The sequence below is a fragment of the Kibdelosporangium phytohabitans genome (assembly GCF_001302585.1).
Taxonomy (GTDB): domain Bacteria; phylum Actinomycetota; class Actinomycetes; order Mycobacteriales; family Pseudonocardiaceae; genus Kibdelosporangium; species Kibdelosporangium phytohabitans.
Genome location: NZ_CP012752.1, coordinates 5,212,019 through 5,233,131 on the forward strand (window position 1 = coordinate 5,212,019; position 21,113 = coordinate 5,233,131).

Consider the following 21,113-nt stretch of genomic DNA (forward strand, 5'->3'; position numbering starts at 1 on the left):
CTAGGCTGGCGGGCGAGATGGCCATCCAATCCCGTGATCTTGGGGACAACCGCGACTCGATCATCGCGCTCACCGAGCTCGGTACGCGGCTGGCTGACGGCATCGCGGACACCCTCACCGACGTCGAACACAGCCTCAACGGCGTGCTCCCGGCCCACGACATCGTCCCGCACCACATCAGCGAGTTCGTTTCCGCCTGCCACCGCGAGCTGGACGCGACGGCCCACGCGCTCGAAGCCGAACTCGACCGCACAGCGCTCCTGGACTGCCTCTGTGTCGCGGTGCTGCTGGGGCAGTGGAACGGACCGGTCAACGCGTTCACGTCCGAGATGGAGATGCTCGCCTCCGCGCAGGAACGCATCAGCGCGCCCGAGTCCTTCACCCGCGACAGTCTGCAAGCGGCGCTGCGGGCGCTGTGTCTGGCGCGTCGGCGCGACATCCTGCGCCGCTACCTCGCTGCGTTCGAGCAGGAACCGGCCAAGGTGGCTGAGGACCGGACAGCGCTGCACGGTGCGTTCATCACCTGCTACGACTGGGAATACTCGCTGCGGCTGGCTGAGCAGATGCGCCGCCGCGGCGGTGTCCATCCCGATCTCACCGTGCTGATCACGTTGTACATCACCGTCATGCGGCATCGGTACGACGTTCTTCAGCGGTTTCGCCAGGACACGGGCGACGCCGCGTTCGACACCGTGCTGCGGGACGGCACCCTGTTGCACCTGCCGCGCGATCTCGTTCTGTCCGAGCGCGCTGCCGAGGTTCTGACCGAGTGCGCGCTCGATCTGTGCGTGCCTTGGCCGTTGCTTGTCCAGGCGTTGCCTGAGCAGCTGCGGGCCGAGGCTGAGCGGTGGCGGGAGTTGCTCGTCGCGCCAGACCGGGCCCTGACCTTCGCACCTTTGGTGCAGGACGGCGATTTCGTCCTGCTCGCGCTGCCACACGTCATCAGCACCAACCTTTCCCGCCTGGTGGAGCGGGTGTTCGCCGGCCGGCCGAGCCTGCCGTACTACCGCGCCCGTGGTGCGGCCGTCGAGGACGAGGCGATGCGTCATCTGAGTGGCGTGTGTCCCGGCGCGCGAACGATGCGCGGCGGGACGTATCCCGGTCCGCGGCCCGGTGAGCTCATCGAGGTCGACGGTGTCCTGGTGTGGCGGGACGTGGTACTGGTGCTGGAAAGCAAGGGCGGCTACCTCAGCGAGCGGGCGCGCACCGGTGACCCCGCGTCGGTCACGAGCGAGCTGCGCAGGACCGTCGGCGACGGCTTCTTCCAGGCCGCCAGGCTGGTCCGGGCACTGGAACGGGACCGCGAGGTCACCCTGACCGGCGACCGGGGACAGTCGTTGACGCTGGCTGCCAACGCGATCCGCCGGATCTACGCCGTCGTGCCGACCGCGGACAAGTTCGAATCCCTGTCGACCACCCTTGACCTGCTGTGGACGCGGCAGATCCTGCCGGACGGTGCCATCCCGCTGATCATGGCCGTCCAGGACCTGCACCTGCTCACCGACCTGCTCCGGACACCGCTGGAACTGCTCGGCTACCTGGACTACCGCGAGGAAGTGCTGGCCGAACCCGGATTCCGGGTCGGCGACGAACTCGAGGTCCTCGGCTGCTACGTGGGCAACACCGACGTCATCGGCGACCTCAGGAAGGTCCGGACCGAGCCGGGGTCGGCCCTGCTCAGCACCAACCAGCAGGAACGGTTCCTCGACCCGTGGATCCACCAGGTCAACCACGCCAGGGTGAACCACATCCCCGTACCACCTCCGCCACGCAGGCACACCGAGGCTGACCGCGCGCTGATCGAGCGGTTCCACGCGGACACAGGCGACACCGCCTCGGCCACGCTGCTGCACCAGTTCGACGGTGCGCACCTCGGCGTGGCCATCCGGCTCACCGACGAAGCCACACGGCCGCGACGGGGTGCCCCCATTCCGTATGTCATCGGCGACTTCGGAGTCGTGGTGGTCAACCCAGGCGAGCCAGTCCGGGCGGTGCGGCGGCTGCCGAGAGTCCGGGAAGTCCGTGCCCGGACCAGGATGCTCGTCTACCTGTCCCCCGCTCACGATGGCGCGGTGCTCCGGCATGCCGAGCTGGGCCGCGCGCACGTCCTCGCCGAGCGGACCGGGGGACTGGTGGAGCGCTCCCGGCTCGGGAAGCTCGACCCGTGGTTCGACGACCACGCCCGCAGGCGCCACGGCGCGCACCGCGACATCACCCCGGCCGACCAGGAGAACGTCAGCCGCCTGGTCGAGGCAGGTCTGCCCGACACGACCGCACGCGGCGTCACCCGGCAGGGACTGACCAGCCAGGTGCTGGACTTGGCGGGCAGCGACGCCGGCATCAGCCTGAACCAGGCCGCGGACCTGTACCTCACCCACGTCCACCAGGCCGCTGACGCCCTCGGCGTGGACGCCACCGACCTCGCGTTCTCCACCGGCGCCGCACGGGACGTGCTGCGGCTGCTCGCATCCGGTGCAATCCGGCCCGAGGACGCGGTCACCTTGATCCGTCTCAGCGTCGGAAACCCGGCAGTGTCAGTGGAAACGCTCGCCGGTGAAGGCGGTCTGCTCACCGAGCACAGCACCTCGCTGCTCGACCGTGTGCTGGCCGGCTCCGGGCACACCGTCGACGAACTGCGCCGCATGAACGCCAAAGACCGTCGCAAAGCCCGGAACCGCCTGCTCGGCGCCATCCGCCGCCAGCACCCCACGGTCAACATGAACGCCGCCGCTGCCTACGTGGAACGGCTTTTCCCGTCCTGAAGCGCCGAGCGGATGACGGCAGCGCCGGATTCGGCGAGCCACGAAGCGAACGTTCGCAGCCCGGGGTGGATCACCCGCAGCGTCTCGATGTCCGCGTGCCAGCGGGCACCCGCCGCCCAACTGGCCTTGGTCCTGGCGACCTCGGGGCCGAGGACGGCCGCTTCGGCGTCGGTGAGCTGTTCGTACCGGACAGGGATGCCGGTGGCTTCGCTGATCGCCGCGGCGGCTTCGACGGGTGTCGGCTGGTCGCCGGCCAGCTCCAGCGTCCGCCCGGCGAACCGGGCTGGTTGGGCGAAGGCGAGGGCGGCGAATTCGGCGATGTCCTCCAGCGCGATGACCTGCATGGGTTCGTGCGGTGGGAACAGGTGCCGGTTCACGCCGTCGGTGATGCCGTCGATGCCGATCGAGCCCACGCCGAGGTAGTTGGTCATGAACCGGACAGGACGCAGCACGGTCGGTCGCGCGATGTGGTCGTGCAGGTACTGCTCGATCTGGGCTTTCGCCGTCGCGGACTGCGATGTGGCCGACATCGACGCGACGGTGCTGAACACGACCTGGTCGATGCCCGCGCGGGCGGCAGTGTCGACCAGTGCGATGCCGCGAGCCGCTTCGAGCTGCGGGTTGGTGTGGGCGCCGGGCGGTATCGCGAACACAGCCTCGGCTCCGTCGAACGCCGGCGGCAGGGTCGCCGGGTCGTCGAAGTCACCGACGACGAGCTGGGCACCGGCGGCGGCCAGCGCTGTCGCCGCGGGCGTGGCCGTGTCACGGACCAGGGCGCGCACCGGTTTGCCGTCGGCCAGGAGGCGTCGCGCGGTGGCGCCGCCCTGTTTGCCGGTCGCGCCCGTGACGAGGATCGGTCTCGAAGTCATGGTGTCCGTTCCTGTGATGGTGGATACTGGCACGAAACGGAATGATCAACCCGTTTGCCCGGACGGACAAGGATTACGTGACATGACAGCCCCAGCCCGCGTGGACGCGCGGCGCAACCGGGAGCTCGTGCTGCGCACCGCGGCGAAGATGTTCGCCGAGAGCGGCACGGACGTGACGCTCGGCCGGATCGCGCGCCGCGCCGGCGTGGGCGCGGGTACCGTCTACCGGCATTTCCCCAGCAAGGAGTTCCTCCTCGAAGCTGTTCTGGCCGATCACGTCGACCAACTGGTGACCTCCGCCGGCCAGTGGGCGACCCGCGCCGCGCCGGGCGACGCGCTGTTCGGGTTCCTGCTCCAGGTCATCGAGACATCCGCTGGGCGGCAACACGTCTGCGACGCGCTCACCGCCGACACGAGCTGGCCGCACGCCATGCTCACCGCTGCGGCGCAGCGGTTCGGCGAGGCGATGGAACGCTTGCTGCGCAACGCGAAACGCGCCGGTGCGATCCGTGGTGACGTGCAGGCCGACGACTTGACCGCGTTGGCGATGGGCGGCGCCGCGATGCGGGCCGCGCACCGCAACCAGGCGCGCGGCGGCCAACTCGTCCGGCTGCTGCTGGACGGCCTGCGCACCGAAGCCGTCACGGAAGCGGGCGAGTTCCGTGACGGCCGGGGTCACGAAACCCGCTGCGGCGAGTGCGGCGCGCCGCTGAGCGTGCGGACGACTGGCCGACCACCCCGCTACTGCGGCCCGACCTGTCGCCAACGTGCCCGCCGCAAGAGGATGGCCGGTTGACCCCGGCCCTCAGCACAAGATCCCTTCGCGGCAGCCGTGATCCGGCCGACGACCGGGATGACGACCTCGGGCTTTCCTTCGTACTGACCGAAGTCGCGCCACTGGCTCGAGTCCATGCCGCACTTGATGGTTCCCCGCCGCGTCCAACACCGCCGGACCGGACGTACCCGAACAGGACTACACCACGATGATCAACTCCCAGTGGACGAGTCCAGCCGGGGACTTCCACGGTCTGACGTTCTATCCACGCGGCAACGTGCCGACCGGCTACGTCCGTGCCGTGAAACGCGACCAGCTCGCCCACGTACGCGCCTCCTTCGGCGGTGGACCGGACGGCAAACCTGGCATGCGGTACGCCTTTCCGTACACCCGGTCCGGCGAACGCCATGGCGCGTACGCGAACCTGCAACCGGTGAAGATCCCCGGCGGGCGCGACGAGTACTACACGACAGAAGACGTCTCGTGTGGCAGATGTCGCCCGACATGCGGTACGTCGAGGTCTTCCTCAGCGGACCGGTGAAGAACTACCAGGGCCGCCGCACCTATCACGAGTCCTGCAACCGAGGTGTGTTCGGCCCGGCCATGCCGTTCAACCGGGCGGCCACCGACTACGTGACCCGGTCCGCCTGCCGCTGTCGACCATCGGTTCACGCCTGCACTGGACGAGAACAACTCGGCACCGGCGGGGGAGTCGTTCATCCTGCCGGTCACAGTGCAGGACAGAACAGCAGCACCGGTGTGATCCCGCGTTCGCTGACAGTCGACGTGTCCTTCGACGGCGGCCAGACGTGGAAGGCGGCCACGGTCGTGGCGAACACGCTGGCAGTCGTTCAGCACCCGAACGACGCGGCGACGGTGTCGCTGCGGTCAAAGGCATCCGACCGCGCGGACGACACCGTCGAGGAGACGATCCTCAACGCGTACAAACTCAACTGAATCACCCGGCAGTCCCAGATCGGCAGATCATGGAGGTGCGGATGCGTTGGCTCTCACCGCTTCGGATCGTCAACGCTCCTCTGCACTTCGTCACTGACGCGTTCGACCTCCGCAACGCCCGCGCCCACACGCCGTACCGTGCGACCGTGGGCGGCCTGGTCCGTGGCGACACCAACGGGCTGACGTTCCGCAGAGCCGGCGGCCCGGCGTGGATCTCCGTGTTGGCCAACGGCGACGTGACCGGAACACCACCGCTCAGCCACAAGGGCCCGCTGCGCGTCGAGGCCCGCAACGCGAACGGCGAGACGGCCTCGGCGACCGTCGGCGTCGAGGTCCGGCTGCCGGGCGACAAACTCGTGGCGGAACTCCGGACCGCGAGCTTCACCCTGTGGCACAGCGGCAGCCAGGTCGCGGGCGGCAGGGAGAAGGAGATCCGGTTCCTGCTCAAGTCCGCTGTGGACGTGGTCGGCCCGCAGGAGAGCTCGGCGACGTCCACGCGTGAGCTGGCCGAGGCACTGGGCTGGGACCACCACCAGGCCGGTACGGACATCGGCGTGATCAGCCGGTACCCGATCGTGGAACGCGAACCGCCGGGCAGCGGCTGGTTGTCGGTGGCCACGAAGGTGCGGGTACGGCTCGACGACTTGGATGTCGTGGTGTGGAACGTGCATCTCGGCTACAACCCGTACGGCCCTCACGACGCGTGCTTCGGCAAGATGACACAGGACCAGTTGATGGCCAACGAGGAACGCTCCGGTCGTACGCCTCAGATCAAGGCCATTCTGCAAGAGATGCGCCCCGACATCGCAGACGCCTCCCGTGTACGGGTGTTGCTGACCGGCGACTTCGACGCTCCATCCCATTTGGACTGGACACCGGGCACGCGCCGCTGCGGTCACAACCCTGTCCCATGGCCGGCCTCGGTGCTTCCCATCCAGGCTGGGTTGCGTGACTCCTACCGTGTGGCCAACCCCGACCCCGTCGCCACGCCGGGCACCACGTGGTCGCCGATCTACCCGGTGTTCACCGGCGGCTACGGCTACGACTCCCACATCGGCGAGCCGGAACCGCAGGACCGGATCGACTTCGTCTACTTCGCGGGCCCGCTGCGGGTCAGCGATTCGGACGTCGTGGTCGAAGGACGCCCAGCGCCCGTACCCGGCCACGGAAGCAACGCGTGGCCGTCGGACCACGCCGCCGTCGTGACCACGTTCAGGACGCCGTGACGTCGCTGCCGTCGCCGCGTGAGACCTGCGCGGATGCCGCTGGAGTGATCACTTGGGATGTGCGCGGGGACCGTTTCGGCGGTCCGCGAAATCCAGCGTGTCGCACGGGTGCGCCGTGGTTCGTCGCGGCCTATCAAACCCGGTGATGGGGCCGATCACGATGATCTCGGCCCAGGGTGACGGACCACCTGAGGCGGAGCGCTACCTGGTACTTCGGCGCGTTCGCCTATGACCATGCGCTATGGCGGACGCACATTCCTTAACTACTCTTTGCAATTACTTTACTACTATCAGTCATCTTTATGTCCATTCGGACCTTCCTGGTTGGCCCCGAACGGGCGACGGTTAGGACCGTCCCTGCTTCGCGCAGGTGTCGCCCCGGACCGTCCCGGCCGCCGGTGGCGCGCACCAATCCCCTGCACCGAAGCGGCGATGTGACTCCGCGGCCTCCCTGCACGGCCGCGGGTGGCCGGGAAAGGGAGCCGAACATGCGAAAGCACACACCCGGGCGGCGACGGGCGCTCGCCGGGTTCGTCGCCATGCTGACCGGCGCGGCGCTGCTCGTGGCACCGGTCACCGCGTCGGCGGGCGAGTTGCCGATCAACCAGCTGGTGCAGCAACAGGACCAGTGGTGCTGGGTCGCGAGTGGACTGACGATCGCCAAGTTCCACGGCAAGGGCAACGTCAGCCAGAACGACTTCTGCGCACTGGGCCGCGGATACCCGAAGGGCACGCCGTGCCCGAACCAGGCCGGCTATCTCCAGTACGACCAGCGGGCGTTCCGCGCGCTCGGCCTGAGCGCGGGCCAGGTGGGCGGACCGCCGTCGTTCCAGACGGTGGCGAGCGAGATCGACGCGCGCAGGCCGATCGAGACCGGCATCTACTGGACCGCCGGTGGCGGCCACGCCCAAGTCATCTACGGGTATGACGACCAGCAGTTGATCTACTACGGCGACCCGTGGCCGGCCAGCCCGCGCTACAGCGAGATGAGCTACGACGACTACGTCGACAACTACGAGTTCCAGTGGGGCGAAGCGCTCTACGGGGCCGGGGCATGAGGAGGACGACGATGACCTACCGACACACCCGTGCCCTGACCGGGTCCGCCGCGATCGGCCTTGCTCTGCTGCTGACCGGCGGCACGGCGGCGGCGAGCCCGGTGACCGCCGCGCCGTCCCCTTCGGACGCGACGGCTGCCGCGCAGACCGCGGCGGCACCGGAAACGACCACCCGGCTGGCGAAGTTCTTCGTCAACCTCGACAAGCAGACGGCCGGTCAACTCGCCCAGGGAACACCGGACGTCCAGGCGGTGCAGGCGAAAGCGCCGCGGGTGACCGGACCGGCTCGCCCGGTCTACTCGCTCACCCCGGACTTCGTGCGCTCCGCGGACGCCCCGGTGGCCACGTTCGTGTACATGGCGGTCCCGGCCAAGTCCGCCAGTGGCCAGGACGCGTCCATCCTGCTCTCCCGCAAGGGCGCCGGTTGGTCGATCCACCAGATCACCACCGGCACGGAAGCGTTCGCGTCGACCGGCACGGTGTTCACCGAGCCGCAGAACAACGCGTGGTACCGCCTTGACGGTGACCGCGTGCTGCCCCTCAACCAACCGGCGGCGTCTTCGGTTGGCAAGGACGGCACGACTGTCGCGAAGTACCAGGAGTTGGTGCACGGCCGTTACGCCGACAAGCTCCCTGGTTCGGACTACCAGCGTCAGCACAAGCTCGGCGGTTACAGCAGCGGTCCCACCACGACGACGCCGGACGACGGCGGGGCGGTTTCGCCGCTGCTGATCGTCCTCGTCGGCGCCGGGATCGCCGGCCTGGGCGCTGTCGCCCTGGTCGCCCGCCGCCGTCGGGCGTAACCGGGGAAACCTCGCCGGGTCCCCGACGCCTCCGGGGACCCGGCTGCTCCTTGTGCGGCATGATGATCGCGTGTCTGGCGATTCGTTGAAGGTCTATCCGGGTTCGTGGGCGATGACGGTGGTGTGCGGTGCTTCCGGCACCGGCAGGACCAGATTCGCGTACGCCCTCGCCGCGCAGTACAACGGGCACGTCGTCGACACCAGCGACGTACTGGCGGCGGTACGGGCGATGACCGGCCCTGGGCGGATACCCGAGCTGTCCTACCAGGACGCCGAGGACTGGCGGGACCTCGTCGAAGCCGAAGGCCCAGGGCCGCGCCAGAAGCAACCACTGCGGGGCACAGCCGAGGAGCTGGCGGCGGCGCGGCTGCGAGCTGCCGACGTCCTGACTCCGGCCGTGAGAGCTGTCATGGCTGAACAGCCCCGCCTGCACCTGGACGGGTTGTACGAATACCCGCACACGGTCGTCACCGGCCGCCACGCCCTGCCCACGCTTGCCTGGGACTTCGCCGTGATCCTCACCGAAACGCGGGAACAGATCCACGCGAACCTCGCGAGCCGCTACTCCCACGACAGCTCCCTCGACGTGCGCGTGGAGGCGTCCACGCGGGTGCAGGACGAGCTCCTGCGCAGAGGACGTGACCACGGCAAAACCCAGTGCCACGTCGTTTGCGTCGCCGCGCGACCGTGGGACGACGCCGTCGGCCGCGCCCGCCGGGAGATGACCGACCGGTGGGACTCCAGCAACGCGCTGGGCTAGGGCACACCTCCACCTGGATCTCCATCTCTGCGTCGATGCGACTCCACCCGAGGCGTCCCTAGCGTCTTCGGCATGAGGATGCCGATTTCGCGCACATGCCCGTTCACCGTCCCGCCGGAGTACGCGCGGTTGCGCGGCGAGGACCCGGTGACGCGGGTGAGTTTGCCGAGCGGGGACGAGGCCTGGCTGGTCAGCCGGTATCAGGACGTGCGCACCGTGCTGTCCGATCCGAGGTTCAGCATCGACGCCACCCGGCCGGGCTATCCGCGGATGCGCGCGGGCGCCGAGCCGCCACCGCGACGGCGACCGTTCCTGGACACCGATCCGCCCGAGCACGTGACGTACCGGCGGATGCTCAACGGTGAGTTCACCGTGCGCCGGATCGCCGCGCTGCGGCCGGAGATCTCGCAGGTGGTCGACGACCTGCTGGACGCCATGGTGGCCGGTGGTTCATCGGCCGATCTGGTTGCGGCGTTCGCGCTTCCGTTGCCGTCACTGGTGATCTGCCGGATGCTCGGCGTCCCGTACGCGGATCACGAGTTCTTCGAGTCACGTACCCGCACCGCGCTGGCCGGTGACGTCACCGCCGCGCAGTCGTCCGAGGCGATGGGGCAACTCTTCGAGTACCTGGAGAAGCTGTTCGCCCAACGGCAGGACCAGCAGACCGAGGACCTGATCGGCAAACTGGCCGACGGTCCCGTCGCCGCTGGCGCGCTGGATCGCCGAGGCGCGGTCGGCATGATCCTGCTGCTGCTGGTCGCCGGGCACGAGACCACCGCCAACATGATCTCCCTGGGAATGCTCACCTTGCTGCGTGAACCCCAGCTGTGCGACGAACTGCGACGGCAGCCGGAGCGGATGCCCGCGGTGGTCGACGAACTGCTCCGCTACCACTCGGTCGCGGACTCTGTGGCGGTCCGTGTCGCCGTGGCCGACGTCGAACTCGGCGGCCGGCTGATCAAGGCGGGGGAGGGCGTGGTCACGCTTGGTCTGTCGGCGAATCATGACGACGACGTCTTCGACCAGCCGCACCGGTTCGACCCGGGTCGCTCGACGCGGCATCATCTGGCGTTCGGATACGGGCCACACCAGTGCATCGGGCAGAACCTCGCTCGTGCCGAGCTGGAAATCGCCTACCACCGGCTGCTCACCCGGCTGCCGAACCTCCACGTGACGGCGCCCACGGACGAGTTGCCCTGCAAACACCAATCGCAGGTGTTCGGCGTGGAGAGGCTGCCGGTCCAATGGTGACGATGGCGCGGAAACGCTGGCTCGCCGGGCTTGTACTGGACGTCGGACTGTCACCGATCTGCTACTACGCCGCCCACCTGCTCGGCTACGACGACGTGGTCTGCCTGCTCGTCGGCACAGCGGCAGTGGCGCTGCGGGCCGCGTACTTGGCTGCGTACCGCCGCAGATTCGACGCGCTGCTCGGGTTTGTGCTGTTGATGAACGTCGTCAGCCTCGGGGCGTCGGCGTTGGTCGGCGATGCCCGGCTGATCCTGGCGCGTGACCCCATGACCACCGCGCTGATCGCGCTGGTGTTCCTGGCGAGCTGCCGAATGGATCGGCCCGCGATGTTCCACCTGGCCAAACGGATGCGGTCCACCGGCACCGCGGGCTGGGACGAGCGGATGACCGTGGAACCGGGTTTCCGGCGCCCGTTCGTGATCACCACCGCTGTCTGGGGCGTGGCCCTGATCGCTGAGTCCGCAGCACGCGGCCTGCTGATCTACCAGCTGCCGATCCACGTCATGGCCGGGCTCAGCCAGGTGATCGAGCTCGCTGTCATCGGCCCGCTGGTGGTGTGGACAGTGTGGTTCGGCCGGCGTACAACCGCCGACTGACGTCCGCGGCACGAGCATGGTGCCTGCCGGTGTGGACGGTCGTCGCCGTTTCGCCGATCCGGCTACGACGGCTGGTCGACTTTCGGCAGCGTCGTGGTGGGCCCGCTGGTCAGCAACCACCTCGTGACCGGCACTTCCACCAGCACCCGTGCACCGAACGGGTGGACCTCCGCCGCGGCGTCCCACCCGTCGTACTTGGCGGCTATCGCGGCCAGCACGTCCGTCCGCAACGGGCCGTGGTGGACGCGGGCCTGTCCTTCCGCGACAGCGGGTTCGTCCCCGTCTTCGAGGGCGAGACTGACCCGCGGGTCGTTGATGATGTTGCGCACCTTGACGTTGCGCACGCCGCTGCTGATCCAGAACGTCTCGCCGGTGTGGACGAACCACACCGGCGTGACGTGCGGCGAGCCGTCCGGCCGCAGCGTGCACAGCCAGACATTGCGTTCACCCCGAAGGCGGTCGGCCAGCGCGGGTTCGATGATCGTCCCCATGTCCCCAGCTTGCCCGTCGACACCGGCCGTGGCGAGCGGATTGCCCGCCACGGGGTGGTTTTTCACGGCGTGAGGGCGGTGATGATGGCCACCTCGGATTCGTCTTGCGGCAAGTACCGGACGGTGATCGGCGCACCCGGCTGCAGCTGGGGGATGGCACTGGCCGGGATGGCCTTGTGCTGGTTGAGGTCGAACATCGTGCCGTCGGCCCGCGTGATGCGCAGCTTGATCGAGACGACCGAGCGGCCGTGGCGGATCTCGCCGGTGGGTGCCAGGGCGAGCACGACGGCCCTGGCGTCGATGCCGTTCTCCGCGATGTGCAGCTGCTGCGGGGTGATGTGGCCCTTGGCCATCTGCACACGGTTGAGCGCGGCCTGCAGCTCGCCCTGCGTGGCGTCGATGGCCAGGGTGACCTGACCGTCGGGCAGGTAGCGGACCGGCAGGATGGCACCGGGCCGCACCGACGCGAGCTCGGTGACGTCGATGATCTGACGGGCGGTGCCGCGGAAGGACAGCCCGTTGGGCGTGTCCACGTCGAGCTGGATGTCGACCTGGGGCTGGTCGTTCACGCTCAGACCGGTCCGCGCGACCCCGACCACGGTGCCCATCCCGATGGGCGCGTCGCGGAAGGAACGGGGGACGGCGCCGCGCAGGGCCGCGAGCCCGTCACCGAGCTTCTGCGAGACGGAGAACAGCACGGGCACGACGAACATGAGCAGGACCGGGCCGATCATCCAGCCGTTGACCCAGGCGAGTTCGCCGGTGCCGCCGATGCCCGCGGCGACGTACATGATGGTGCAGATCAGGCTGACAGCCAGGGTGATCAGAGCGGCGATCTTCATGGTCGGTCCTCTCAGTTGCCGAAGAAGTCGGTCTTGCCGATGGTCAGAGCGGAGATCCGGCCGTCCGCGGTCACCGTGGCGATCTCGGTGCGGGTGACCACCGCCGTGGTGCCGTTGGAAGCGGTGAGCGCGCGTTCCGGGGACGACTCGATGGGCAGTGCGCCGGTGACGGCACCGGTTTGCAGTGAGACCACGGACAGCGCCGGGTCGGTGTCGTTCACGGTCCGGTTGTGCCGGACCAGTACGTGCTGGGGCGTCGCGCCGCCGACCACGAGGGCCGCGCTCGGGAAGACGACGTTGCCGAGCGGGGTCTCCCGTTTGTCGGCCCCTACCCGGACCAGGGCGTTCCCGACGGCCCGTTCCCGCAACTGGACCTGCTCGCCGGTGGCGAGCGAGACCTTGGATGCCGTCGCGCTCGGGCTGGTGTCCGGCCTGCCGGGAGACAGGACACCTGCCCATTTCGCGGCGATCTCGGGCCTGGCCGGACCCGCGGTCACCGAGTCGAGGCCGATGGTGAGCAGAGCGCCGTCGGCGTTCATCGCCACGACACTGCGGCCGTCCGGGTCGTACCCGTAGGCCGCCCGCCCGGCGACGTACTTCTCGCCCAGGCCGGTGACGGCGCCACCGGCGGCGACCTCCGCACCCGTCCGCAGGTCGAGGATGACCAGGCCGGAGTCGGTGGCCACGTAGAGGTGGCTGCGGCCCGCGGCCAGGACGGACGCCTCCCAGACCAGCTTGTCGGACAGTTGCGTGTCCCAGACGGCCGTGCCGGTGGCCATGTCGACGGCGGCCAGCCGGACCTGGAACATGTCCTGGGTCATCATCTGGAACATGCCGCGTGTGCCATGCCGTTCGTACGGCACCAGCACGAGCTCGCGGCCGTCGCTGGCCGCGAAGCCGACCCCGGTCTGGACCTCGATGTCCGGCTCGGACGACACGAGGTAGGAGAACCCGAAGAACATCAGGCCGAACAACAGCAACGGGATCAGCAGGAGCACGGGGAGGCGTCGGCGCGCCTTGCGGATCGGCTGGTACATGTCGAACAGCTTCAGCGTGGGGAGGGTCCTACCGATCACAGAAATGGCTACGCTCGTGTCGTGAGCACCGTGCATACGCGAGCGGCGTTGCCCCGCGGGCTGCTGATCGCGCAGGCGTGGTCGGAGCTGGGTGACGCCGTGGCGCCGTTGAGCAACGCGGCGGGCCGTCCGCTGGCCCGCACGGTGAAGCTCATCCTCGACCCGCTGGTGCTGCGACCGGTCCTCAACCCGTGCTTCGCCGCGGGTGCGATCGGCATCGAGCACGTGGACGCCTTGCGGGACCGGATCGCCCAGGCAGGCCCGGTGCTGGCCGCGACGGCCGCGTGGTTCCTGGTGCTCAAGAAGGAACGTCGCCGGGCGGCGATCACCGACGGCAACCCGCAGGACCTGTATTTCCAACGCTGTTACGAACTGGCCGGCGAGCACGGCCACCCGCAGCCGGACGCGGGCAAGCGCGCGGCCGTCGTACTCGCCGAGATCCACGGCCAGGACGGCCCGACGATGGCCCAGCTGCGGGAGTTCGTGACCGGCAATCCGGGGGAGCTGGCCAGGCTCCTGGACACCGCGTGGGCGAGTCCTCCGGCCCGGCTGGCGGTGCCGTCGGTGCGGCCGGCAGACTTCCTCGCCACCTGCGCGACCCGGCCGGATCGGGGCCTGTTCAAGGCGCTGGTCACCGACTCGGCAGGCACCCGGGGTGCTGCCGAGCTCGACCGGCCGGGGGCGGCGCTCGCGTGCGGGCTGACCGACCGGGACCGGGTCGTGCGGCCGGAACTCGGTGCCACAGCGTCGAAGAAGACCTTGCCGAAGCCGTTCGACCGGTCCATTGTGGAACGACTGCTCGGCCCGCTGACCACCTCGGCACACCGCGAGCTCCTGGCTGACGTCGGCACGCTGGCGCGCCAGGAGATCGACCGGTCCGCGCGACCGTGGCAACTGGCGGACGAACCCGGCCGCGTGGTCATGGTCCTGGGTGGGCAGGCGTCGGCGCCGTTGACGGGCGGGCAGGCGGACGGGGCCGCCGCCCGGCTGCGGCTGCGGTGGGAACGTGAGGCCTACGTCCAACGGGTGCTGCGGATGCCCAGCGAGGTACCGGACCGGGTCCGGGCGGACGTCCACCAGGTCCGTGCCGCCTACCTCCGGCGGCTGTGGGTACGCGTGCACGGCCGCGAGGTCCGCCGGGACACCGTCGTGGCCGACGAGGTGTGGGATCTGCTCGACGGCGTGTTGCGTTCGGTGATCCTGGACCAGCGCGACCGGCTGCGGTCGGACCTGGAACGGCAAGCGCTGGGAGCGTCACTGTGAGAATCCAGCGCACCGGGACGGAGATCCTCGCCGGGGACTGGCCGGCCCACCCGGACCAGACAGCGTTGCTGGAGGCGCGGGGCGCCCTGGTGGCCTGGGACGTACTGGCCGACGCCGGACCGGCTGTCCGCGTCGACGACCCGGACCGGGCAGCGGAATGGCTGTGGGAGGTCTACGGCGCTGAGGCAGCGGCCGGGATTCTCGGTGATGCCACAGAGGTGACAGTTCCCGAGGACGGTGACTGGCAGGTCCGCGACGCGTGCCGTGTTGTCGCCCAACTGACCTGGGTCGAAGCCTGGTGGCCTGCCTCCTCGGCCGCGGGCGTGCCCGCGGTCAGCCTGGAACTGCTGCACGCCGAACGCGCGATCGCGACCAGCGTCATCGAGCACCTGCTGGACGACGACGAAGCGACGGAACGCGCGCTCGCCACGGCATCACTGACCGGCGACGCCACGCTGGACACGCGGCTCGTCGCGCTCGCCGAGGATTACGGTGTCGTGCCGCGTGAGGCCGCCGTGCCCACGCGGGAGGAGTTCGCGCTCGCCGCGGGAGGTCAGGACCGGGCAGCGGGTGTGACCGTCCTCAGTGGAACAGTAGCGGTGGACTGGGCGCTGGTTCCGGCAGGCGTGGTGGACGCCGCAGCCAACGCCGAATGGGCGGTCGTCCGCACGGGCGGCAGCACGTACCTGGAGGTCGCGGTCGCGCTCGTGGCCGGCGCGCGGCAGCCCTTGGCGGCGAGATTCGGGCAGGTCGACGTGGATCTCGACCGAATCGACGACCTCGGGCGGCTGACCGGTCGTGCGCCGGTACCGGCGACCGTCCTGCTGATGCCACCGGCGCAACGCGTACTGACCGTCTACGCGCCGGACTTCGCGCGACCGAAAGAGTCCACTGAGGACGATCGGGCCCGTCGGGACGTGATCGTCGAGTACGCACGGTCCCGGATGGAGGCCGCGTCGGCGACACGCACCGAGCGAACGGCGGGGCAGTTAGGCGATGGAACAAGCTGAACAACGAGGCCGTGCGAGTGCCGCGAGCAGGCGACCACGCGCGGACCGCGCTTGACCTGGCCTACCAAGGGGCGCCGTTGCTGCACATGACCCTCGCCGACATGGCCGGTTCGATCGGCGAACCGGCCGGGAGCGCCGAGCACTTCGGACTCGCCCGCGAGTTGTCCGCCGCGACAGGCGACCAGTTGACCGAGGCGCCGCGCTGCTGAGCCCGGCACGGCTCGCTTACCTCGACAGCGACAGCGACAACGACAACGACAGCGACCGAGCCGACGCGTTGTACGACCAGGCGCCGCAATTGTTCCAGTCCACCGCGAACGAGAACGCACTCGCGGTCTGCCAGCACGGCCGTGCCGCCGTGCGCGTCGTTCGCGGTCGCCCGCGCGAAGCGTTGGCCCTGCTCGCCACCGGTCGAAGCGGCGCACCAGCCATACGCTGTTTCGTTCTTCGCCAGCACAGGCGGGGCATCGCCGCGTGGCAACGGGATCAGGCGACGCTCTGGGAGAAGACAGGAGACCTGGTGCGTTCCCCGGTCGTGTGGGCCGCCTTCGCCACCGCAGGCGCCCCGGCTACTTGAGCTGTTCGGCCAGCTCGACGATGATCCCGCGGGGTCAGGTACTTGACCAGCTCGAGCCGTTCGTGCCGGTCGTGGGTCCGCATCATCGCGACCTCGGCCCGGACTCCGTCGAGCCCGTTGACGCGGTCCGCCGCGTGACCTTCCACCGTGGCCTCGCCTTCCGGTTCGAGTCCGGGTTCGAGGAAGAACGCCTTGGCGGCGGCGAGGTCGTCGACGTCGATGCCGACGTGGTCCATCTGCCGGATTTTCGCGCCCCTCGGGGCTGTGCCGATCATGGTGGCCTCCTTTCCGGGTTCAGGCCGGCCAGCGTTCCTGCTGCCGCTGCATGAGTTCGGCGATGGCGGTGGGCAGGGTCGTCTCGAAGTCGATCAGCTTCGCCCACGTCGGCTTCACCACGACCCGGACCATGCCGTCGTAGAGCGAACGGACACCGACCTCCCACTCGGCCCGTTGTTCGGGCGTCATGTTGTAAGTGCCGTTCCACCGCATGTACTCGTACGGGATGCCGTCCACTTCGTCCAGTTCGGCGTTGCCGCGCAGCAACAGGACTTTCGGCGGGTGCGACTCGGTGTCGATCGTCAGCGCGACCGCTGGATTGCGGCGCAACGCGGGCAGCTTGCGTGCGTTCTTCGCCGTGCACATGACGATTTCGGTGCCGTTCCAGAAGATCCCGATCGGCAGGGCCCGCGGGGTGCCGTCGAGTGCGACGAAGGCCAGCCTGCCGAGGTCACGGGCCAGCAGTTGCTTGCTGTACGGCTTGTTCAGGACTTCGTCGACAGCGCTTTGATCCATCAGGCTTCCACTCCACTTCATTTACTACTACAGACGTTGTTGTTTACTAAGTGACGAAAATAGCGGAACAGAAGCCTGGGCGGGGCCCTGACGGTGCTGCGGACGGATGCGGGTCGTTGTTGTCTCGAGGTCATGAATGGACCGTCCTTTCTGTTCACACCAGAGTCGACCCTGGGTGGCGGTTGCCGACAGTGCGCGCCGAACCGGTCGGGGATGCGTTACGAAGCCGAAGACGTGCAATCCGCACTAGCGGGGCTGGGCGGGGCGCGGCATAGAGTTCGATCTCGTGGTGGTCGCGCGATCTTCGACGTCCGCGCGCGACGCAGAGCCGCGCGCGGTCGTGCAGGACGCTCCCAGCGGCTCGGTCGGCGCGGTCCACGTGCTGCCTGTCGCGTTCCTGCTGACGCAGGTCCTGGCTCGGTGCGTGGACAGCCTGGGTGAAGGCGATTACCGGTACGTGCCATTCATCGTCGCCGCGTTCGTGCTACCTCTGTGGTACGCGAGTGGCCTGGCTCGGCGTCCGTGGCGGACGGCCCCGTGGGCGCTGCTCGCGGTGCAGGCCGTGCTCACGTATGTCCCGTTCGTGCTGCTTGGCAACGGGTGGGTCGGCGGCGTGTCGGGGCAGCTCATCGGTCTGGTCCTGCTGGTCGCGCCACGGTGGTCATGGCGGCTGGCGCTGGTGCTGTTCCTCGTTGAGGGCGTGCTGTGGAACGTGGTCTTCAGTCCGCCGTACCTGCCCGCGGTCAACGGCGGCATCTGGGTGCTGGTCGCCGCGGCTGATGGCGCGCTGGGACTGTTCGGTCTCGTCCGCCTGGCGCGCGTGACCGGTGAACTGGCGGCCACCCAGGACGAACTGGCCAAGGCAGCGGTCCTGCGTGAACGCCTCACCGCGGGAGAACACCTGGTCAGCGCGGTCGAAGACCGTGTTCGCCTGGTCGCGCGGCACGCCAGGTCGGCGTTGCGCTGGCTGTCCACGACCCCGGAGGACGCGCGCAACGAGATGGCGACGGCCGGGCGAGTCGCGCGGGAAGCTGTCAGCCGGGGCCGCCGGCTCTACGAGGACCGGACCCGGATCACAGTTCCCGGCCAGCCCGTGGGCACAGCGCCGGCCCCGCAGGTGGCGCGTGCCGTTCTCGCGAGCGTGCTGGTGCTTTTCGCGGCACAGAACCTGCTCAACGTGCTCGTCGTCCCGACCGGATACCCGATGGACGGTCGTGATCAACCGCTGGCGCTGATCGTGCCCGTGCTGGCGTCCGCGGCCACCCCGCTGCTGCAGTGGCGGCACTCCGGGGCCACACGGCCGCGGTACTGGCCGTTGACGCTCGCCGTGCAGGCAGCGCTGTGCTACCTGCAGTTCGCGATGATGGGCACGTTGGGCCTGATCTTCGTCGCGTTCCTCGGCGCTTCCGTGCTGTTGCTCGTGGCGGGGCCGTGGCGGTGGGCGTGGTTCTCCGTCACCATGCTGAGCGCGCCCGTGTTGGGTGCCTGGAACGACGCCGCGTCGATGTCCACTCCGCTTCTGCTGGGCTGGATCGGGTACCTCACAGCGACCACCACGTCCTTCGGGTTGATGGCGTACGGGCTGTCCCGGTTGGCGGGCCTCGCCGCCCGGCTTGCCGCCCGGCGTGAGCAACTCGCGGCGCTGGCGACGGTCGCCGAGCGCCTCCGGCTCGCCCAGGACACCCACGACCTGCTCGGCCTCGGCATGACCACGCTGGCACTCAAGACGGACCTGATCACGGCGCTGATCGGCCGGGACGACCAGCGCGCGGCGCGGGAACTCGGCGACCTGGTCAGCCTGTGCACGACGATCGGCGCGGACGCGGGCCGGATCACCGGTGAACGCCCGGAGTTGTCGCTGTCGTCCGAGTTCGCCAGGGCCACGGACGTGCTGGATGCGTCCGGGATCGAGGTCACGACGCACTGCGCGCCCGTGCCGTTGGCCGCTGACGCCGACACGATCCTCGCGATCGTCCTGCGCGAGGCCGTCACCAACGTGCTGCGGCACAGCACAGCTCAGCGGTGCGCGATCACTCTCGCCGCCGGCAACGGCACGGTCACGCTCCGGATCAGCAACGACGGCGCCCCACCGCCCGCCGACACGCACGGGCACGGTCTGACGAACATGCGGGCTCGCGTGGAGGCATTGGGCGGCCTGCTGACCACCCGGCACAGCAGGGGCACGTTCGTCGTGGTCGCGGAGCTCACCGATGCCCACGCCTAGCCTGATCACCAGGCGATATGCTGCCGGTGACGGCAGCGAGGAGACGACGGCCGTGGTGCGTGTGCTGATCGCCGAGGACACCGGCATCCTCCGCGAGACCCTGTCCGCGCTGATCGCCTTGCAGGACGACCTCGACGTGGTCGCCGAGATCGGCACGGGCGACGCGATCGTGCCGTCCGCGCAACGGTTTCAGCCCGATGTCGCGGTCGTCGACATCGACCTGCCCCATGTGGACGGCCTGACCGCGACCGCGCGGCTGCGGGAGGAGGTGCCCGGGTGCCAGGTCCTGATCCTCACCGGCCTTCCCCGGCCGGGGAACCTTCCCGCGGCGTTGGCCGCGGGCGCGATCGGCTTCCTGCTCAAGGACACCAGCGCCGCCGACCTGGTCGCCGCGATCCACCGGGTGGCGGCGGGCGAGAAGGTGATCGACGCGACGGTGGCGGCCAACGCCTTGCAGCAACGGCAGTCGCCGTTGTCTCCACGTGAGACGGATGTTCTGCGCCTGTACGCGGCTGGTGTGGATCCGCGCGACATAGCGGCGGAGCTGTTCTTGTCGTACGGGACGGTTCGCAACTACCTCGCCTCGGCGATGGTGAAACTGGACGCGCGCAACCGTGTGGACGCGATCCGCATCGCCACCGAGGAAGGGTGGCTCTGACGTCCGCCCGCCGGAACCTTCGCGGGCGACTCGCGTCACCCACGAAGGTCCGTTCAGGACAGTCCGGTCAGATCTTGGCCGCGGCCGCGGCGATGTCCTTGGCGAACGTGCTCACCTCGGTGTAGACGCCGGGTGCGTTGGCGCGGGCGCAACCGTTGCCGTGGCTGACGATGCCGACCTCGATCCACTCGCCTGTGTTGTCCTTGCGGAACATCGGGCCGCCGGAGTCGCCCTGGCAGGTGTCGGTGCCGCCGTTGGCGAGGTCACCCGCGCAGATCTCGGCTGACGGGATCAGGCTGCGGTAGTAGCCGCCGATCGCCTTGCACGTGGTGTCGGACACGAACGGCACCTTCGCCTTGAGCAGGTATCGGCTGCCCTGCTGGGAACCTTCGCTGGTGTCGCCCCAGCCGGCGATGTCGAACGTGCCGGTGTCGTACTCCTTGGTGGTGGCGATCTTCAGCGTCGGCACGGTGGTGACCGGGCTGGCCAGCTTGACCAGTGCCCAGTCGCCGCCGGTGGCCGTGCCGTAGGTCGGTGACCGGTGGACGTAGGTCGACTTGACCTTGATCGCGCTGGAGCTCTGCAGGTCCACCACGCCGAGCGTGGCGGTGATGCTGGTGTTGGCGCCGGTCCGCGAGACGCAGTGCGCCGCGGTCAGGACGATCTGCGGCGTGTACAGGGCGCCGCCGCAGCCCATCGACAACCGGACCATCCAGGGGAACTCGCCTTGGGCTGCTCGCGTGCCGCCGACGACCTGGGTGCCGACCTCGCCGTCGCCGGGCGGCTGTGCGGCTGCCGCCGGGGATGCGAGACCGATCACGGTCGCCGCGCCGGCGATGGCGATCGCGGGTTTTTTGAGCGCGCTGAACCACGTGCTGGTGCTCAACGGATCATTCCTTCCGAAGTCCACTCGGAGTGCAGGGAGGGTGGAACGAAAGCGACTACACCAGAGCGGGATCGAGCCGGTCAATCCGACTTTCTTCGGATCTTGATCCCGGTTGCGTTGCCAGGGGTATGTGTCCACTGTGGGCGAATCCGGTCGTGGACCACGCGCGCCTGGCAGGCGCGTCGCGTGCCGACGGGCGGCACCAGAGCTTTCCGGTGCCGCCCGTTCGTTCGGTCG

The 21,113-nt window shown here is 69.3% G+C and carries 22 protein-coding genes; 15 read left to right on the forward strand and 7 right to left on the reverse strand.

Going from position 1 to position 21,113, the window contains the following annotated elements; all coding sequences use genetic code 11:
* The first annotated feature begins 17 nt into the window (after nt 1-17).
* Nucleotides 18-2,762, forward strand: coding sequence for a hypothetical protein (locus tag AOZ06_RS23705; RefSeq protein ID WP_054291414.1), 2,745 nt, complete (start codon nt 18-20; stop codon nt 2,760-2,762).
* Here the strand turns inward: AOZ06_RS23705 and AOZ06_RS23710 are convergent.
* Nucleotides 2,735-3,631: an NmrA/HSCARG family protein gene (locus tag AOZ06_RS23710; protein ID WP_083471879.1), complete on the reverse strand. Its 897-nt coding sequence runs from the start codon at nt 3,629-3,631 to the stop codon at nt 2,735-2,737. The two genes, AOZ06_RS23705 and AOZ06_RS23710, sit on opposite strands and share 28 nt — an antisense overlap.
* 82 nt (nt 3,632-3,713) lie before the next feature.
* Here AOZ06_RS23710 and AOZ06_RS23715 point away from each other — a divergent pair, with 82 nt between their 5' ends.
* The 9 genes from AOZ06_RS23715 (at nt 3,714) to AOZ06_RS23750 (ending at nt 11,057) form a co-directional block, all read left to right on the forward strand.
* Nucleotides 3,714-4,427, forward strand: coding sequence for a TetR/AcrR family transcriptional regulator (locus AOZ06_RS23715; protein WP_054291415.1), 714 nt, complete (start codon nt 3,714-3,716; stop codon nt 4,425-4,427).
* Between the two features lie 187 nt (nt 4,428-4,614).
* Entirely contained in the window at nt 4,615-4,947 is a 333-nt protein-coding gene (locus tag AOZ06_RS56565; protein ID WP_157233195.1) for a hypothetical protein, read from the forward strand.
* Nucleotides 4,899-5,363: a hypothetical protein gene (locus AOZ06_RS23720; RefSeq protein WP_157233196.1), complete on the forward strand. Its 465-nt coding sequence runs from the start codon at nt 4,899-4,901 to the stop codon at nt 5,361-5,363. Before AOZ06_RS56565 ends, AOZ06_RS23720 begins: the two co-directional genes overlap by 49 nt.
* A 41-nt stretch (nt 5,364-5,404) precedes the next feature.
* Nucleotides 5,405-6,589: an endonuclease/exonuclease/phosphatase family protein gene (locus tag AOZ06_RS23725; RefSeq protein ID WP_054291417.1), complete on the forward strand. Its 1,185-nt coding sequence runs from the start codon at nt 5,405-5,407 to the stop codon at nt 6,587-6,589.
* Between the two features lie 488 nt (nt 6,590-7,077).
* Nucleotides 7,078-7,647, forward strand: a complete 570-nt coding sequence (locus AOZ06_RS23730; RefSeq protein ID WP_054291418.1) for a papain-like cysteine protease family protein — start codon at nt 7,078-7,080, stop codon at nt 7,645-7,647.
* 11 nt (nt 7,648-7,658) lie between these two features.
* Entirely contained in the window at nt 7,659-8,450 is a 792-nt protein-coding gene (locus tag AOZ06_RS23735; protein ID WP_054291419.1) for a hypothetical protein, read from the forward strand.
* A 70-nt stretch (nt 8,451-8,520) separates the two neighbouring features.
* Entirely contained in the window at nt 8,521-9,210 is a 690-nt protein-coding gene (locus AOZ06_RS23740; RefSeq protein ID WP_054291420.1) for a hypothetical protein, read from the forward strand.
* A gap of 72 nt (nt 9,211-9,282) precedes the next feature.
* Nucleotides 9,283-10,461 (forward strand): cytochrome P450, encoded by a 1,179-nt coding sequence (locus AOZ06_RS23745; protein WP_054291421.1) that lies wholly within the window; start codon nt 9,283-9,285, stop codon nt 10,459-10,461.
* Between the two features lie 2 nt (nt 10,462-10,463).
* Nucleotides 10,464-11,057, forward strand: coding sequence for a VC0807 family protein (locus AOZ06_RS23750; protein ID WP_157233197.1), 594 nt, complete (start codon nt 10,464-10,466; stop codon nt 11,055-11,057).
* Between the two features lie 62 nt (nt 11,058-11,119).
* Here the strand turns inward: AOZ06_RS23750 and AOZ06_RS23755 are convergent, their stop codons facing one another.
* From AOZ06_RS23755 to AOZ06_RS23765, 3 genes are read right to left on the reverse strand one after another with little or no spacing between them, the layout of a single operon-like run.
* The gene (locus AOZ06_RS23755) at nt 11,120-11,614 is read right to left on the reverse strand and encodes a TIGR03618 family F420-dependent PPOX class oxidoreductase (RefSeq protein WP_236952357.1); all 495 of its coding nucleotides are present in this window, start codon (nt 11,612-11,614) and stop codon (nt 11,120-11,122) included.
* Nucleotides 11,611-12,390, reverse strand: a complete 780-nt coding sequence (locus AOZ06_RS23760) for a hypothetical protein (protein ID WP_054291423.1) — start codon at nt 12,388-12,390, stop codon at nt 11,611-11,613. Before AOZ06_RS23760 ends, AOZ06_RS23755 begins: the two co-directional genes overlap by 4 nt.
* 11 nt (nt 12,391-12,401) lie before the next feature.
* Nucleotides 12,402-13,427 (reverse strand): PA2928 family protein, encoded by a 1,026-nt coding sequence (locus AOZ06_RS23765; RefSeq protein WP_169798971.1) that lies wholly within the window; start codon nt 13,425-13,427, stop codon nt 12,402-12,404.
* Nucleotides 13,428-13,487: 60 nt separating this feature from the next.
* Between AOZ06_RS23765 and AOZ06_RS23770 the strand changes: the two genes are divergently transcribed.
* From AOZ06_RS23770 to AOZ06_RS23780, 3 genes are read left to right on the forward strand one after another with little or no spacing between them, the layout of a single operon-like run.
* Nucleotides 13,488-14,729 (forward strand): hypothetical protein, encoded by a 1,242-nt coding sequence (locus tag AOZ06_RS23770; RefSeq protein ID WP_157233198.1) that lies wholly within the window; start codon nt 13,488-13,490, stop codon nt 14,727-14,729.
* Entirely contained in the window at nt 14,726-15,739 is a 1,014-nt protein-coding gene (locus tag AOZ06_RS23775) for a hypothetical protein (protein ID WP_054291426.1), read from the forward strand. Before AOZ06_RS23770 ends, AOZ06_RS23775 begins: the two co-directional genes overlap by 4 nt.
* Nucleotides 15,740-15,750: 11 nt before the next feature.
* The gene (locus tag AOZ06_RS23780; RefSeq protein WP_157233199.1) at nt 15,751-15,948 is read left to right on the forward strand and encodes a hypothetical protein; all 198 of its coding nucleotides are present in this window, start codon (nt 15,751-15,753) and stop codon (nt 15,946-15,948) included.
* 277 nt (nt 15,949-16,225) lie between these two features.
* On the opposite strand, the gene AOZ06_RS23790 is transcribed toward AOZ06_RS23780, so the two are convergent.
* Complete coding sequence (locus tag AOZ06_RS23790; RefSeq protein WP_054291429.1) at nt 16,226-16,591, reverse strand: VOC family protein; 366 nt, start codon at nt 16,589-16,591, stop codon at nt 16,226-16,228.
* A gap of 19 nt (nt 16,592-16,610) precedes the next feature.
* Nucleotides 16,611-17,108 (reverse strand): pyridoxamine 5'-phosphate oxidase family protein, encoded by a 498-nt coding sequence (locus AOZ06_RS23795; protein WP_054291430.1) that lies wholly within the window; start codon nt 17,106-17,108, stop codon nt 16,611-16,613.
* Nucleotides 17,109-17,394: 286 nt separating this feature from the next.
* Between AOZ06_RS23795 and AOZ06_RS23800 the strand changes: the two genes are divergently transcribed.
* Both AOZ06_RS23800 and AOZ06_RS23805 read left to right on the forward strand, forming a co-directional pair.
* Nucleotides 17,395-19,332 (forward strand): sensor histidine kinase, encoded by a 1,938-nt coding sequence (locus AOZ06_RS23800; RefSeq protein ID WP_054291431.1) that lies wholly within the window; start codon nt 17,395-17,397, stop codon nt 19,330-19,332.
* A 52-nt stretch (nt 19,333-19,384) separates the two neighbouring features.
* Nucleotides 19,385-19,990: a response regulator transcription factor gene (locus AOZ06_RS23805; protein WP_054291432.1), complete on the forward strand. Its 606-nt coding sequence runs from the start codon at nt 19,385-19,387 to the stop codon at nt 19,988-19,990.
* 67 nt (nt 19,991-20,057) lie between these two features.
* Here AOZ06_RS23805 and AOZ06_RS23810 read toward each other — a convergent pair whose 3' ends face one another.
* Nucleotides 20,058-20,876, reverse strand: a complete 819-nt coding sequence (locus tag AOZ06_RS23810) for a S1 family peptidase (RefSeq protein WP_054296864.1) — start codon at nt 20,874-20,876, stop codon at nt 20,058-20,060.
* Between the last annotated feature and the right edge of the window lie 237 nt (nt 20,877-21,113).